12 protein-coding genes are annotated in these 14,788 nt (G+C 54.7%); 7 read left to right on the forward strand and 5 right to left on the reverse strand.

From position 1 onward, the window contains the following. Positions 1-374: 374 nt before the first annotated feature. Positions 375-596, forward strand: a complete 222-nt coding sequence (locus GFR01_RS15850) for a hypothetical protein (RefSeq protein ID WP_218016643.1) — start codon at positions 375-377, stop codon at positions 594-596. Between the two features lie 371 nt (positions 597-967). Here GFR01_RS15850 and GFR01_RS00010 read toward each other — a convergent pair whose 3' ends face one another. Beyond that, positions 968-1,414 (reverse strand): Lrp/AsnC ligand binding domain-containing protein, encoded by a 447-nt coding sequence (locus tag GFR01_RS00010; RefSeq protein ID WP_428845714.1) that lies wholly within the window; start codon positions 1,412-1,414, stop codon positions 968-970. A 146-nt stretch (positions 1,415-1,560) separates the two neighbouring features. Here GFR01_RS00010 and putA point away from each other — a divergent pair, with 146 nt between their 5' ends. From putA to GFR01_RS00035, 5 genes are all read left to right on the forward strand, one after another. Further along, positions 1,561-5,130 carry a bifunctional proline dehydrogenase/L-glutamate gamma-semialdehyde dehydrogenase PutA gene (putA, locus tag GFR01_RS00015; protein WP_099180804.1) on the forward strand — a complete coding sequence of 1,190 codons (3,570 nt, stop codon included), beginning with the start codon at positions 1,561-1,563 and terminating at the stop codon, positions 5,128-5,130. 309 nt (positions 5,131-5,439) lie between these two features. Continuing rightward, the gene (locus GFR01_RS00020; RefSeq protein WP_099180805.1) at positions 5,440-6,084 is read left to right on the forward strand and encodes a TetR/AcrR family transcriptional regulator; all 645 of its coding nucleotides are present in this window, start codon (positions 5,440-5,442) and stop codon (positions 6,082-6,084) included. A 165-nt stretch (positions 6,085-6,249) separates the two neighbouring features. Beyond that, positions 6,250-7,404 (forward strand): M24 family metallopeptidase, encoded by a 1,155-nt coding sequence (locus GFR01_RS00025; RefSeq protein ID WP_099180806.1) that lies wholly within the window; start codon positions 6,250-6,252, stop codon positions 7,402-7,404. Between the two features lie 132 nt (positions 7,405-7,536). After that, positions 7,537-8,871: an MFS transporter gene (locus GFR01_RS00030; protein ID WP_099180807.1), complete on the forward strand. Its 1,335-nt coding sequence runs from the start codon at positions 7,537-7,539 to the stop codon at positions 8,869-8,871. Positions 8,872-8,993: 122 nt separating this feature from the next. Continuing rightward, on the forward strand, positions 8,994-11,336 hold the full coding sequence (locus GFR01_RS00035) for a TonB-dependent receptor (RefSeq protein ID WP_244902083.1): 2,343 nt from the start codon (positions 8,994-8,996) through the stop codon (positions 11,334-11,336). Positions 11,337-11,528: 192 nt separating this feature from the next. Here the strand turns inward: GFR01_RS00035 and GFR01_RS00040 are convergent, their stop codons facing one another. From GFR01_RS00040 to GFR01_RS00050, 3 genes are read right to left on the reverse strand one after another with little or no spacing between them, the layout of a single operon-like run. Next, the gene (locus tag GFR01_RS00040; protein WP_244902084.1) at positions 11,529-11,723 is read right to left on the reverse strand and encodes a hypothetical protein; all 195 of its coding nucleotides are present in this window, start codon (positions 11,721-11,723) and stop codon (positions 11,529-11,531) included. Then, complete coding sequence (feoB, locus tag GFR01_RS00045; protein WP_099180810.1) at positions 11,720-13,588, reverse strand: ferrous iron transporter B; 1,869 nt, start codon at positions 13,586-13,588, stop codon at positions 11,720-11,722. The genes GFR01_RS00040 and feoB overlap by 4 nt, the downstream gene beginning before the upstream one ends. A gap of 8 nt (positions 13,589-13,596) precedes the next feature. Then, positions 13,597-13,848 (reverse strand): FeoA family protein, encoded by a 252-nt coding sequence (locus GFR01_RS00050; protein ID WP_007283472.1) that lies wholly within the window; start codon positions 13,846-13,848, stop codon positions 13,597-13,599. Positions 13,849-14,111: 263 nt separating this feature from the next. Here GFR01_RS00050 and GFR01_RS00055 point away from each other — a divergent pair, with 263 nt between their 5' ends. Continuing rightward, on the forward strand, positions 14,112-14,465 hold the full coding sequence (locus GFR01_RS00055) for a metal-sensitive transcriptional regulator (RefSeq protein WP_099180811.1): 354 nt from the start codon (positions 14,112-14,114) through the stop codon (positions 14,463-14,465). A gap of 25 nt (positions 14,466-14,490) precedes the next feature. Here GFR01_RS00055 and GFR01_RS00060 read toward each other — a convergent pair whose 3' ends face one another. Then, positions 14,491-14,766, reverse strand: coding sequence for a hypothetical protein (locus GFR01_RS00060; RefSeq protein ID WP_099180812.1), 276 nt, complete (start codon positions 14,764-14,766; stop codon positions 14,491-14,493). Positions 14,767-14,788: the final 22 nt, after the last annotated feature.

Here is a 14,788-nt window from a genome sequence, read left to right on the forward strand (position 1 = left end):
GAGATCGGTAATTGTGAAGATGTCTTCAAACCACTGACTGGTGTTAGCCTTATGACCGTTCTTGTTACGGGTGCAACTGGCTATATCGGTCGCCGCGTTGTGGGAAATCTTGTCGCTCGGAGCGCGTTCATGTGCCGGCGTGGACACGTGATCCTCCTAAAGTCGGTTTCTCAGCGGATTTTGATGTCGTCGGAGGTGATCAGTTGATATTGATGCAATGCGTACGGCGCTCTCTGGCGTGGAGGGACTGTTTCTTTTGAATTCCGTAAACGGAGACGAGTTTACCCAAGCAATTCTGACTTTGAATCTCGCACGTGAAGCAGGAATTAAATATGCCGTCTATCTGTCAGTGCTTCATGAAGATCGCATCGTAAATGTTCTACATTTTGCGTACAGTCGGGTGCGGAACGGATGCTTCAGCAAGTGGGCTGCAACGCAACGGTTTTTCGCGCTTCTTACTCGAAGGCGCGCAGGCATCTACCGAACATTCAGTCACGACGATCAATCTTGTTGGTCCTGACACGCTGACGGGCCAGATCTGGCGGCAATATGGTATGGGCGCAGGTTCTGGGGCGCTCTGTCAATTATGGCTGTGATGATCCGACGATGGTTGAACAGAATATGGCGCCTTTCATGCCCAAATGGATGGCATATGAAATGCGGCTGATGGCAGAACGTTACGTGTCGGAGGGAATGCTTCCTGAGACAGGAGATATTGAGCGACTCACTAAAATTCTGGGTCGATCACTGCACTCCTATCGTGACTTTGCCACCCAATTTTTCGTGGTCCAACAGACACCGTCTAACGCTGCCTTAAGCAGGCGGATAATTTCACAGCCAATAGTCTGATTTAAATGGCTGGAAAGCGGATAAACGCGAGCACACGGGGAACCCGTGCTCGCCCTAAAGCAACATTTTGGTCGAGCATCGATGCCCTGTTTTGGAAGATAGAAATAGCTCGGTTGGTTTAGAACAAGGGGAGTTCAGGGTCCGATTTTATTTCTTCCATAACAGTATAGGTATGGGTCTGGCGCACCCCGGGCAGACGCGTCAGGGTCTTTCCAAGGAAGTTTCGATAGGCAGCCATGTCCTTGACTCGCGCTTTCACGAGATAATCAAATCCTCCCGCCACCATGTAGCATTCGCAGACCTGGGGAATGGTTTTCAAAGCCTTTGAAAAGGACTCAAAAATATCGGGGCTGGTGCGGTCCAGTGTCACCTGAATGAAGACTAGCAGCCCCAGATTGATGGTTTCTGGGTCAATGCGTGCCATATAGCCCTGAATAACGCCGCTTTGCTCCAATTTGCGAACGCGTTCAAGTGTGGCGGCGGGACTGAGATGGATCTGCCGGGAGAGATCCAGATTTGTGATACGTCCGTCTTTCTGCAGAAGTCTCAGAATTCTGCGATCCATGTCGTCCATTGCGGAACTGCCTACAAATATAATTCGCCCAAAAATCAATATACCGAACTTAATTCGTTGTCTCTGGTAAAATACCAGTACCTGTTTCGTAAGCGTTTCAATATCTGGGGAAGGACAATCAAACCACCGGTACCCTTATGACCACATCCTTTGCGTCGCTTGCTGCCACCGTTCCCTCTCGTTCCCTGCTGCGTCAGGCCATTACCGATCATATCCGTGTTCCGGAAGCTGGTCGTGTGAAAGCTCTGTCCCGAGAGGCTACCCTTGCTGAGGGGCAGGTTGTGCTGGCACGTCAGACAGCACGGCGTTTGGTTGAGGCGCTGCGCCAGTCCGGCAGTAGTGGTATCGTGCAGGATCTGGTTCAGGAATATGATCTGTCGTCGCAGGAAGGCGTGGCACTGATGTGCCTCGCTGAAGCCCTGCTGCGTATCCCCGATCTGCCAACGCGTGACGCACTGATCCGTGACAAGATTGGAAATGGTCAGTGGCATGAGCATATCAGTCGCAAGTCCTCGCTTTTCGCAAATGCTGCGACCTGGGGATTGGTTGTCTCGGGAAAAGTTTTGTCTACGGAACAGACCAAAGCGCTTCCTGGGAGCCTCAAGCGCCTGATCGGACGATGCGGCGAGCCCGTCATCCGCCGAGGTGTGGATCTCGCAATGCGCATGATGGGGGAGCAGTTCGTCACCGGTCAGACCATTGAGAACGCTCTTGAAAACAGCAAGCCTCTGGTCGCAAAGGGCTTCCGGTATTCCTACGATATGCTGGGCGAAGCTGCCACGACCATGGGGGATGCCGACCGGTATTACCGTGATTATGAAATGGCCATCCATGCGATCGGCAAGGCGTCGGCTGGTGCGGGCGTCTATCGAGGGCCGGGAATCTCCGTCAAGCTTTCAGCTCTGCATCCGCGTTACAGCCGCCTTCAGAGAGACCGGGTTCTTGCTGAACTTGGACCACGTCTTACAGCACTCGCGCGTTTGGCCTGTCAGTACGATATTGGTTTCAATATCGACGCTGAAGAAACGGAGCGGCTTGAGCTATCGCTCGATCTGCTGGAAGCTCTCTGCCACGACGTAGCTCTGAAAGACTGGAAGGGTATCGGCTTTGTCGTTCAGGCCTACCAGAAGCGCGCGCCGTTTGTTCTTGACTGGATCATCGACCTGGCCCGTCGGACAAATCATCGTCTGATGGTCCGTCTGGTAAAAGGCGCATACTGGGACAGCGAGATCAAACGGGCCCAGGTGGAAGGGATGGAGGATTTTCCGCTCTTCACCCAGAAAGTTCACACAGACATCTCCTATATCGCCTGCGCCAAAAAGCTTCTGGCGGCCCCAGATGCTGTTTTTCCACAATTCGCGACCCATAACGCCCAGACGCTGGCAAGCATTCACGCCCTTGCAGGCCCTGACTTCACGGTAGAGTCATATGAATTCCAGTGCCTGCATGGCATGGGGGAGATCCTCTATAAGGAGGTTGTTGGTCCCGAAAAGCTGGACAGGCCGGTCCGGGTTTATGCGCCTGTGGGTACTCATGAGACACTGTTGGCTTATCTTGTGCGTCGTCTGCTGGAGAATGGAGCCAATTCCTCTTTCGTAAACCGTATTCAGGACCCGGCTGTCTCGATTGAGGACCTGATTACGGACCCGGTGACGTTGGCTGCCAACCTACCTGCGAGCGCAATTCGGCTTCCTTTGGATATGTTTCAGCCTGAGCGCCAGAACTCTCGCGGGGTTGATCTTTCTGATGAAAATACCCTGAAAGCTCTTGGGCTAACGCTGCGTATTCCAGCAGCTTTTGGCGCGCAAACAGGAGAGGCGATTACCAATCCCGCCAATAGGCAGGACACGGTCGGCTTTATTCAGGCCACATCTGTTGAGGACGTGAAGAACGTCATCCGCAAAGCGCAGGATGGCTTTGAAGTCTGGAAAAATATGCCTGTTGCAGAGCGCGCAGCCTGTCTTGAGAAGGCTGCCAGTCATCTGGAGGACGATATGCCGCGTCTGATGGGGCTCATCATGCGGGAGGCAGGAAAGACTCTTGCAAATGCTGTTTCCGAAATCCGGGAGGCCGTCGATTTTCTGCGTTATTATGCTGCCCAAATCCGACGCGAGTTTGCAGACAATAAGGCTGTTCCGCTTGGACTTGTGGTGTGTATCAGCCCGTGGAATTTCCCTCTCGCCATTTTCCTTGGACAGGTTTCGGCATCCTTAGCTGCCGGAAACAGTGTTCTTGCCAAGCCAGCTGAAGAAACGCCGCTGATCGCCGGGGAAGCCATCCAGTGTCTGCATAAGGCGGGCGTCCCCGAAGAGGTCGTGCAGCTTGTGCTGGGAGGAGGCGACATTGGAGGGGCGCTGGTCGCAGATCCACGGGTGACGGGCGTTCTGTTTACGGGCTCAACGGAAGTTGCCAAGCTGATCGAAAAGCAGCTTTCCCAACGCCTGAACCCGAATGGTTCGCCCGTTCCGCTGATTGCCGAAACAGGTGGGCAGAATGCACTTGTCGTGGACAGTTCTGCGCTGTCCGAGCAGGTCGTTGCAGACGTTCTGTCGTCCGCTTTTGACAGCGCGGGCCAGCGCTGTAGCGCTCTGCGTGTGCTGTGTCTTCAGGACGATAGCGCAGATCGTGTTCTGACCATGCTCAAGGGCGCCATGGAAGAACTGCGGACGGGTGATCCCTCACTGCCTGAAACGGATGTTGGTCCGGTGATCAGTTCCGAGGCTCAGGCCGGTATCCTGCGTCACATCGAGGATATGCGTGCGCGAGGTTTCAGAATTCATCAATCACCACTTGAGGCGGAATGTGAGAACGGAACGTTCGTCGCGCCGACACTGATTGAAATCGATAGCCTTGCCGTTCTTCAGCGTGAAGTTTTCGGCCCGGTTCTGCATGTTGTCCGCTACCAGCGGGATGAACTTCCGCAAGTCATGAAAAACATCCACGATACGGGATATGCCCTGACATTCGGCATACACTCGCGAATTGATAGAACAATCGAGGATTTGAAAGCGGCCTCGGACGCAGGCAATATCTATATCAACCGTAACCTTGTGGGGGCTGTGGTTGGAGTTCAGCCTTTCGGAGGGCATGGCCTTTCGGGCACTGGTCCGAAGGCCGGTGGACCACTTTATCTGCGTCGTCTTCTCGCACACCGTCCAGAGATCAAAGCGTTTTCCAGACGGGATTTGCCTGTTGTCCTAAATGCCGCCGGTCAATGGCTGCGGGCTATTGCTCCCGACTTCCGGGCAAAAGCCAGTGCCGGGACGCTGCTAGGGGCTCAGCTCACTCTTCCTGGGCCTGTTGGCGAAGAAAACGTCTATACATTGACGGCGCGTGGGACAGTTCTCTGTGCAGGCCCGACACTTGAAGATGTGTGCCAACAGGTCACGGACGCTCTGACTGCAGGAAATGTTTGCGCTATTCCCGCAGAAATATGGCGTCGTTTGCCACCACCGCCAGTTGGGCTTCTGTCGCATGTCCTGCCGGTATCAAGCAGTGCCCAGTGTGATATTGCGCTTTGCAACGGAGACGAGGCGATCAGGAAACAGGTTCTGGCTGCGCTTCAGTCTGATCATGGGCCTGTCGTATGTCTCCATACCCCTGACGAGCATGGTCACTATCCGATGGAATGGTTGGTGCAGGAACGGGTTTGCAGCACCAACACAACGGCGGCGGGTGGTAATGCAGCACTGATGGCGGTTGTCTGATCTTTTGTAGAGCCTGTATCCGCTTTGGCCGGGAGACCCGTTTCTAATCCGGCCAAAGCGAAGCTGTCTGCACAATCCATCTGAAAAGCAACGCTCGACTTTGTCGTGAGGTCGGGCACATCACAAACAGGTCGATGGGGGCGAACTGCCCGCATATTGTGTATCAGGTGGCCAGGTGACTGTCTCCAGACTGTGATTGGATGTTCCCTGACGGTGCTGGTGCTGAGTATTCCCTACCTGCGGCTGCTTCTGTAAGAGTCAGGGCCGTATCGAAAGTGTTGTTCGATAGATCCCCTGATCTTAAGGCCTATGACCGCTCCTTCACCTTCCAGTCTCCTGCCGCCCCGTCGGCGCACCCAAGCTGATCGGAGTGCTGCGACGCGCGCCAAAATTCTGGAGGCGACGGTCATGCTGTTGCAGACCCAAGGGTACGCGGCCACAACCATCCAGCGCATTTCCAAGACGGCAAATGTCAGCCTTGGGGCATTGCAGCATCATTTTCCAACCAAGTCACAGGTTATGGCGACAGTTCTGCGCCATTACGCCCTCAAGCGCGCGCGGCTCTATCGGCGGGCACTAAGTATGCAGGCCACGCCTGAGCAGCGTGTGGATGCTATGCTGGACACGATGTGGCGGCTGGTTACGGACGGACCGGAATTTCTGGCGACAGTGGAAATTGAGCTGGCCCGCCGGAGCGATCCTGATCTGGAGGCTGTGACGGCGCCCGTCCTTGAGCGCATTGACCAGTTTATGACCCGCTGGCTTTCCGGGCAGCGTATGGCACCCCCAGATCCGCGCTTTGTCGAACTGCGACTGCTCAATTCTGCATTGCTCCGAGGCTTGGCTGTCGAGCGCGCGCGGGGGGTGCCTGTGGAGAATCTGGCGCGTTCTTTCGAAGTGTGGCGCCGGTTTTCACGCACGGAGTTTTTAAGGATTGCAGCACGTCCGGCCTGAAGACGTGGCGGATCACGAACAGTCTTTCCCGAAGAGGGTCATTGCAGATTTAGAATAATTTTCTTGACGCTCATAAAACAAGTAGGTTGTATTGCTTTTATATAGATTCACCAGCATCCAATCCTCTGAGGGGAGGCCGCTGGTTCCAGACAGATAGGGTCAAACATGACGATGCCGCCTCTCACCGCCGCACAGGTTTCCGCGCCTGAGATCGCTGAACGCCATCGCCGGGTTCGTGAAAAGATGGAGCAGGCTGGTCTGACTGCCTATGTCTCTTTTGATCCGGATAATGTCTATTACCTGACGAATTTCGCGAATTTTGTGCATGAACGCCCGTTCGTTCTGGTTCTGACGATGACGGAAACGTTCTTCGTTGTGCCGGTTCTCGAAGTCCCGCATGTGCTGCGTCACAAGGTCGGAGATTTGACGCTTCTGGACTATGCTGAGTTTCCCGCAGTTGTCGGAAAACGCTGGTCTGACCGGTTTTCGGACGCTCTGCCCACACAGGGAACAGTCGGGATTGAAGGCGCCTGTCCAGCATATCTGCAAGCGCAGATCGGGAACCCGATTAAGCTTCTGAACATCATTGACGAGATCCGTGAGATCAAGTCAGCGCATGAAATATCGAGGATTGCGTGGACAAGTGACGTGATGACAAAAGCACTCGCAATGATGCTGGGGAAAGTGCAGCCGGGTGTGATGGTCGCTCATGCCATTGGCGACGTAACGCCTTACTTTTATCAGCGCTGCCTGACGGAATCGCCGCAGTACAATGTGATGTCCAGTCATGCAGCTGGGCTCATTCAGCCACCGGCTTTTACGGATGATCCGCATAACTTCTCCTGCCTGACTGCAACATGCGAGCCAGGCGGCCCGTTTCTGGGGTTGGTAGCTGGCAAGATCAACGGTTATGGCGCTGAAATCGAGCGGACGTTTTTCCTCAACAGCATTCCCGAAGATACAAAACGACCTTTCGATACGATGATGGAAATGCGCCTCAAGGCGTATGACATGCTCAAACCTGGCGCTATTGGTTCGGAAATTGATGCGGCCTGTCAGGCTATTGCTCATGCGGCAGGATACGAGACGCCCCTGCATCGCACCGGACATAGTTTTGGCGTGACAAGTCATGAAGCGCCGTTCCTGGCACTGGGCGAAGACAACGTTATTCAGCCGGGCATGATCTTCAGTATCGAGCCAGGCATCTATCTGAAAGGCAAAGGTGGTTATCGCCACTCCGATACGGTTCTGGTGACGGAAACCGGGTATGAAGTGCTCACGAAATATCCCGACAGAAAAGAAGACCTGATCGTCGGGTAAGCATTTCCGAAATATCGAAGCTCTTTACCGAGGTTCGTCTGTGTTGCCCTGTCGCCGTGAATATTCCGGGGCGTGCAGGGTAACCGGACAGAACTGCGCTTCAACACTCACATCGTTCCGGGATAGAAACACATGTCCATTGCAGACCGACTGGAGCGTCTCCCATTCTCCAGCTTCCACTACAGGCTCCTGCTTCTCGGCGGTGCAGGATACTGCTTCGACGGGCTTGATGGCGCCATTCTCGCGTTCGTCATGCCCGCCCTGCAGCATGTATGGGGCCTGTCCATGGCCCAGCTCGGTCTCTTGGGGAGCGGAGCATTTTTTGGATATTTCATTGGCGCGTTGACGGCCGGGGCGGTCGCAGACCGGTGGGGAAGGCGTTCTGTCATGATGTGGGCGCTGGCCTGCTACTGCATTGGGTCTCTTATCTCGGCGCTGTGTGTTTCCTGGCATGGTTTTGTACTGGCGCGCGTTTTGGCTGGGATTGGAACGGGCGCTGAATCTGCCATTATCGCTCCTTATCTTTCGGAATTTGTACCGCGTCGATATCGCGGAATTTTCACTGGTGCACTGGCAGGGTTTTTCTCATTTGGATTTGTGGCTGCATCCTTGCTGGGTTACGCGCTGGTGCCGGGATCGGAAAATGGATGGCGTTGGGCAATAGGTTTGACGGCGTGTCCGGTGGTTATGCTGTTGTGGTGGCGCCGTGCGCTGCCGGAATCTCCACGATGGCTGCTAACTACCGGGCAGGGTGATGCTGCTCATGCGGTTCTTTGCAAGATCGAAAAGAGTGTTGGCGTTTTGTCGCCATCCTATGAAGCTGAGTCAGTTCCACCCGTCAAAATACCTTTTGCAGGACAATTCGTACGGCTCTGGCATGCCCAGTTATGGCGTATCACGGCGATGAGCTGGGTTCTGTGGCTGGCCGTCACGTTCAGCTATTATGCGTTTTTCTCCTGGTTGCCGACGCTGCTCATCGCACGCGGCTTCACCATTACGCATAGCTTCGGATTTTCGATTGCCATTTGTGTAGCGCAGATCCCTGGCTATTTCAGCGCGGGCTTCTGCAACGAATATTCCGGAAGAAAAACGACAATCGTGACGTATCTGGGAGCTGCCGTGATCAGCGCTGCCAGTATGGCGCTTGTGTCGTCATCGACAGGTATCCTGATTGCAGGAATTTTGCTGTCATTTTTCATGAACGGCACGTTCGCCGGGGTTTATGCCTACACGCCTGAAATTTTCCCGACAGCTCTTCGTGCGACGGGAATGGGAAGTGCATCCGCAATCGGTCGCATTGGGGCAATCGCTGCGCCACTTCTGATTGGAGTGCTGTATCCGAAGGCCGGACTTGCAGGCGTGTTCGGCATGACGGCGCTGATTCTTCTCTTTGGCGCATTGTCCATTCTGGTCTTTGGACCGTCGACCGTGAACCGCTCTCTCGAAGAGATCGAAAGCACGTACTGAGTTTCCAGAATTTTGCGGGATGCCTGGACTGATGCAGTCCGGATGCCGCCCTGAAATCCATCATGCACTTCGCATGGCTGCCACACCCTCTGATAGCCGGTGTTGTTCCGGGGAGACCTGAAATGTTCCGATCAAACAATATTCTTCTGTGTACAACCGCATTGGTCCTGACGTTACCAATGACGGCAGTTGCAGCCACAACAATGGGAAAGAGCGGGCATGGAACGAAGGGGCGTGCTGCTGTCAGTCGCGCAGCGACTTCTCATGGTTCTTCTGCGGTTTCGCAAGCGCGCGTTCGACATGCAAACCCCTCTTCCGATCCGGAATCAATCCGGGTGTATCGAACAAAAAATGCCCTCGGACCGCTGGCGACACAGCATCAGGGTGTTTCTGTTACCCATATTGATGCAACTGAACTTGCCCGACATCAGGTGACAGATGTAAAGGGGCTGATGAATCTGGCACCTAATTTGACTGTGCAGCCGCAGGGTTCAAGTTCGGCGGTGAATTTTACATTGCGTGGTGTGGGGCTGAACGATTTTACCGCCAATAACACCCCATCGGTGATGACATACGTGGACGGCGTAGCGCTCCCCATCGGATATATGGCCGGTGCGGCGATGTTCGATATGTCCGGCGTGGATGTGAACACCGGTCCGTCGGGTTTTACGCATGGTCAGACAGTCACTGCAGGTGAAATCAATATCAAGACGGCGGATCCGACGAAGACCTTTCATTACGGCGCATCCGAAGACATCGCGACGTATAATCGTAGCATTACCAATCTCTATGTGTCCGGGCCGCTGTCATCCAACGTGCAGTATCGTATCGCCGGTTTCACGCAGCAGGGAGGCGGCTTTCAGAAGAACATCAGTACCGGGCAATCCCTGGGAAACGCCAACAAAGGTGGTCTTCGTGCCAAGATTGCGTGGCAGCCGGATGACATGACGAACATCGTCTTCAGTGGCAACTGGATGCAGGATAATTCGCAGGCGATGGGCGCCTTCAATGTCCAGGATCTGGCACGCAATACACCTGCCTATCAGGACAATCTGAAAACGGGATGGGGCTTTACGCCGGCATTTCTGAAGCTCACGGGGAATTCCGCAGGCACCAAGCCGTCCTACAACAACACGTTCTGGGGGGCGGGTATCAATTTCACCCGGTCTCTGGGGTTTGCTGATCTGAGCACGATTACCGCGTTTCAGCAGATGTATGTGCATAATCTGATGGATCTGGATGGAACGCGCTACGCAATCTACGATGATGACGTCAATACGGATGCCAATCTGTTCTCACAGGAGGTGAAGCTGGCATCCCACAATCCGCATGACCGGCTGCAATGGGATGTGGGCATGTACTATGACCGCACGCAGATGCATTCAGTGATTTACAACGATTATACCGGTTCGGGCTCACGGCCTTACATCCAGCGCACGAGTTATAACCAGGACCAGCAGGCATTTAGCCAGTATGGTCATGTGCGTTTCACGGTTACGAAACGGCTGCACGTGCTGGCCGGAATTACGCATGAGTCCGACGACCGTGACCTCTATAACATGCAGACGATGCGCTATAATACGGCTGTGTATCCGACCCCGTACGACACCCATTATGGGCGGCGTGGTGCTCTGACAAACCAGTTTGCCGGGATGGGTGGACTTGAATATCAGGCGCTCGACAATCTGATGCTGTATGGTTCAATTCGGAAAGGCTTCAAGCCAGGCGGATTTACAGCCAACAATACGGTTGTGGCCTCGCAGCTCACTCCCACCAAGCCTGAATCCCTGCTGGCTTATGAGGTTGGTTTCAAGTCCGACTACTGGAATCACAAGCTGCGCGTGAATGGCAATGCGTTCTGGTATGACTATCATGGTCAGCAGGTCGCGGGGCTGGCTGTAGTGCCGAACTATGGTGTGGTTGGGCAGTATGTGAATATTCCCAAGAGCCGGATCTGGGGCGTGGAACTGGGCATTGATGCCAATCCCATTCCCGGGCTGTTGCTGCATCAGCACTTTGGTTATGAGCGCGGGAATTATAAGGACTACAGCGCGATTGATACAACCGCTGTGGCGGCAACCTACGTCAAGACCGGCAAGCTGATGGCGCTTTATCGCAGTTATGCTGGCGTTGATATGGGTATTCCCAAGCTGACCCTGGAAGGATCGGCTTCCTACAAGGCGAAGCTGGATGCACATTGGACGCTCACGCCATACATCGACTACAGCTATCGCGGGTCTCAGGTCGATGTTCCCGGGAACAACCTCTACCGGATGCCCGCATATTTTCTGATGAATGTCGGTCTGACCTTTGCGCCGAAAAGTGGCAAATGGTCTGTCTCAGCCTATGCGAACAACGTTCTGGACCGTCATTATGATGTGACACGTCAGACAGGACTAAACGGAATTTTTGGAATCCCGGGAACGCCCCGGATGGTTGGTGGGCGAATTCGGGTGGATCTATGAGAGAGATCCCAGAAATTTATCTCTAATCAGTGAAAGTCAGATTTTGGAGGTTTCGATAAAGCAGATAGCCAGAGTTTGGCTATCTGCTTTCGCGCGGTGGTTTCTGTAGAAAGGCATAACTGGCACGTTGGTAATTCACTGAGCGCGTGCCGTCTGTCTAGGAAAAGGCAGGAACTTTTCTAGGGTTCGATTTCAGTGGCAGCCGCCGGATTTTCCGCTACAGGCAGAGCAGTTATCACAGCCTTTGGACGGTACCTTGGCGGGAATATGGCTCTGGAGGCCCATGGAGAGCTTCAGCTTTCCCCATCCTGCCGGGAAAAGGCGTGTGTACCAGTAGAGCGCTGCAAAAGAGACCAGCAGCACGGCAATGACAGTCTCGATCATCATGCTTCTCCTGTGATGGCTTTGGTCACATGGTAGACGACGAATGCGGCGAAATATGCCAGCCCAAAAAGATAGGCGGTTGCACCTAGAACGATCTTCATCGATCGCGTTTCCCGACGCATGACAGCTAGGGTGGAAATGCACTGGGGTGCGTAAACATACCACGCCAGAAGCGACAATGCAGTTGCAATGCTCCATTGGCTGGACAGCAGGGGAAGAAGCTTTTCAGGTGCTGCATCTTCGCTCACGCCAAGAGCATAAACAGTCGCCAGCGCGCTCACTGCAACTTCACGGGCCGCAAGGCCTGGAATGAGCGATACACAGATCTGCCAGTTGAAACCGATTGGAGCGAAAATTGGCAGCATCAGATGGCCAATCCATCCAGCCAGACTGTAATCGATGGCTGCGCCTGTCGCACCTTGCGGCGGAAGCGGAAAGCTGGACAGCCCCCAGAGCAAAACGTTCAGCGAAACGATGATTGTTCCAACGCGCGACAGGAACATGACCGCGCGCTGCCAAAGTCCCAGCGCCAGACTTTTGAGGTTCGGGCGACGGTAGGGCGGCAGTTCCAGAAGCAGGGGGTGTTCTTCAGATTTAACGCCGCGCGTCATGATACGCGCTGCAATGACGCCGCTTACAATGGCTACGGCATAGAGGGCGAACAGGACCAGTCCCTGAAGTCCCAGAACTCCCAGAACGGTTTTGTGAGGAATAAACGCGCCAATCAGAAGCGTATAAACCGGCAGACGTGCCGAACACGTCATCAATGGAGCGATCAGGATCGTCACCAGCCGGTCACGCGGGTTCTGAATGGTTCGGGCCGCCATAATGCCGGGAATGGCACAGGCAAAGCTCGATAGCAGGGGAATGAAGGAGCGTCCGCTCAGCCCGGCAAGAGCCATCAGGCGGTCCAGAAGGAATGCGGCACGGGGCAGGTAGCCAGATTCTTCCAGCGCCAGAATCCAGAGGAAGAGGATCAGGATCTGCGGAAGGAACACGATGACCGTGCCTGCACCGGCAATGACGCCATCGGCCAGAAGGCTTTTCAGAACCCCATCAGGCAATGGCCTGAGGAGTAGTTCGCCCAACATGGTGATGCCGCCTTCCAAAGCGTCCATGAGCGGCTGAGCCCATGCAAAAACGGTTTGGAACATGACGAACAGGACAACGAGCAGAATGACCGGCCCCCAGACAGGATGCAGGAACCAGCGGTCAAGACGATCAACGAGCCTTTCCTGACCGGCAGAGCGATCTGTGACGTAGGTCTGGATCAGTCGCCGCACCTCAGCATGAATATCCGTTCCGTCGGGCAAAGGAGCCGGCGGAGGCGGGACAGGGCGATCCAGGGCTTCCAGGAGTGGATGAACGCCCTGTTTGTGCAGGCTGATGACAGGCACGATGGGCATACCCAAATCGCGCTCAAGGCCTGCGACATCGATGGTCATCCCACTGCGCTTGGCCTCGTCCATCATGTTGAGGGCAACAATGATGGGAACACCGAGGCTGCGGAGTTCCAGCAGGAAGCGGAGATGCAGACGAAGATTGGTCGCAGAGACAACGCCAATCAGAAGCTGGGGGCGTGTCTCCGTACGATGCCGACCAAGGCAGACATCTCGCGTGACATCTTCATCAGGGCTGGTCGAGGAAAGGCTGTAGGCTCCCGGAAGGTCCAGAACACGGACGGAACGGCCTTGCGGGGTGGAGAAGAACCCTTCTTTCCGTTCGACCGTCACACCCGCATAGTTCGCGACTTTCTGGCGGCTGCCAGTTAACTGGTTGAACAGTGAAGTCTTGCCGCAGTTGGGATTTCCTACCAACGCGATGTGCAGCGTGGAGTCTGCCTGAAGCGACGGTGTCGGAGAGGCCATGGTACGTGTCAGACGGGTCGTCGGAGAACGATCCGGGCGGCTTCCCCTTTACGAAGGGCAAAGCGGGAGGTTCCGAGAGTGACAGCAATAGGATCTGCGCCGACCGGCCCGGTCGCGACGATTTTGACACTTTCGCCAGGGACAAAGCCAAGTTCACACAGGCGCGCACTGATCGGATCAGCCGCAGTCCGCTCTTCAACCCGATCAATAATGGCGTAATTCCCCTTGGGGAGTGTATCCAGATACCACATCAGCTTCATATCCCAGTGCGTACCAGCGCCCTTCAGAAGCGTCTGGCTGCACTCTAGATAGGCTCATCGGGCAAAAGCGGGAAGAGAGAGATGAGAATTAATTGCATCCACATCTTCCTTTTTAAGATTGGAGTGCTTTTTCTCCCATTTTTTCAATAGGAAAGGAGAGGGTCCCATGTGAGGTTACGGGCGCGTTGTCTTTTCCAGCATGGCCGTAAGGAACACAGGGGTGCTATGCACGCTTCTGCCTGACTGCAGAGGAGCTGTGTTCCATGAGTATTGTAACAACAAACGACGATGAATTTCCGACAGAAGGCTGTGCTCACTGTGCCACTATTGAGACATCTGGCGAAAAGCGCGTCGAACAGCCCCAGAAAAAGGCACTGCTGAACCGTATTCGCCGAATTGAGGGACAGGTTGGTGGCGTTCTGAACATGATTCAGGATGACCGCTACTGTGTGGATATTCTGACCCAGATTTCGGCCATCAAGTCTGCACTGGACGGTGTGTCCATCCAGATTCTGTCCACGCATGCCAATGGATGCGTCAGAAAGGCCGTGCAGGAGGACGGGGGTGAAGAGGCGATTGACGAGCTTTTGCAGGTCGTACGCCGGATGATGCGCTAACGCCTCTTCTTCTTTGAGAGAAGGTTTAACGCTCCTGTGTGGCGTCGGGGGCCGCGTCCGGTGCGGACTCCATACTCATGGCCTGACAGGCTTTAAGCTGCTGCTGCATCTTCGGCGAGAGTGGTTTGTTTTCCTTTTTGAGTGTTTCAAGGCGATCGCACAGCTCCATCTGCTGATCCATGTTCAGGCCTGCAAGCGGGTCAACCGCCGCTGTTGAGGGCTGCTTGGGCATTGGTGCCGGGGCAGCATGGGCTGCTGTTGCACAGAGCAGGACTGCGAGAGCGGAGAGGGTTTTTGTCATGATGAGAAAACTCCTGAGAGAT

The organism is Gluconobacter frateurii, assembly GCF_002723955.1.
Taxonomy (GTDB): domain Bacteria; phylum Pseudomonadota; class Alphaproteobacteria; order Acetobacterales; family Acetobacteraceae; genus Gluconobacter; species Gluconobacter frateurii.

Coding starts and splice junctions, on each gene's coding strand:
- GFR01_RS00020 (WP_099180805.1), top strand. CDS start 5,440: ATGACCGCTCCTTCACCTTCCAGTCTCCTGCCGCCCCGTCGGCGCACC.
- GFR01_RS00040 (WP_244902084.1), bottom strand. CDS start 11,723: ATGATGATCGAGACTGTCATTGCCGTGCTGCTGGTCTCTTTTGCAGCG.
- GFR01_RS00035 (WP_244902083.1), top strand. CDS start 8,994: ATGTTCCGATCAAACAATATTCTTCTGTGTACAACCGCATTGGTCCTG.
- GFR01_RS00050 (WP_007283472.1), bottom strand. CDS start 13,848: ATGAAGCTGATGTGGTATCTGGATACACTCCCCAAGGGGAATTACGCC.
- GFR01_RS00030 (WP_099180807.1), top strand. CDS start 7,537: ATGTCCATTGCAGACCGACTGGAGCGTCTCCCATTCTCCAGCTTCCAC.
- feoB (WP_099180810.1), bottom strand. CDS start 13,588: ATGGCCTCTCCGACACCGTCGCTTCAGGCAGACTCCACGCTGCACATC.
- GFR01_RS00055 (WP_099180811.1), top strand. CDS start 14,112: ATGAGTATTGTAACAACAAACGACGATGAATTTCCGACAGAAGGCTGT.
- putA (WP_099180804.1), top strand. CDS start 1,561: ATGACCACATCCTTTGCGTCGCTTGCTGCCACCGTTCCCTCTCGTTCC.
- GFR01_RS00060 (WP_099180812.1), bottom strand. CDS start 14,766: ATGACAAAAACCCTCTCCGCTCTCGCAGTCCTGCTCTGTGCAACAGCA.
- GFR01_RS00025 (WP_099180806.1), top strand. CDS start 6,250: ATGACGATGCCGCCTCTCACCGCCGCACAGGTTTCCGCGCCTGAGATC.
- GFR01_RS00010 (WP_428845714.1), bottom strand. CDS start 1,414: ATGGATCGCAGAATTCTGAGACTTCTGCAGAAAGACGGACGTATCACA.
- GFR01_RS15850 (WP_218016643.1), top strand. CDS start 375: ATGTTCTACATTTTGCGTACAGTCGGGTGCGGAACGGATGCTTCAGCA.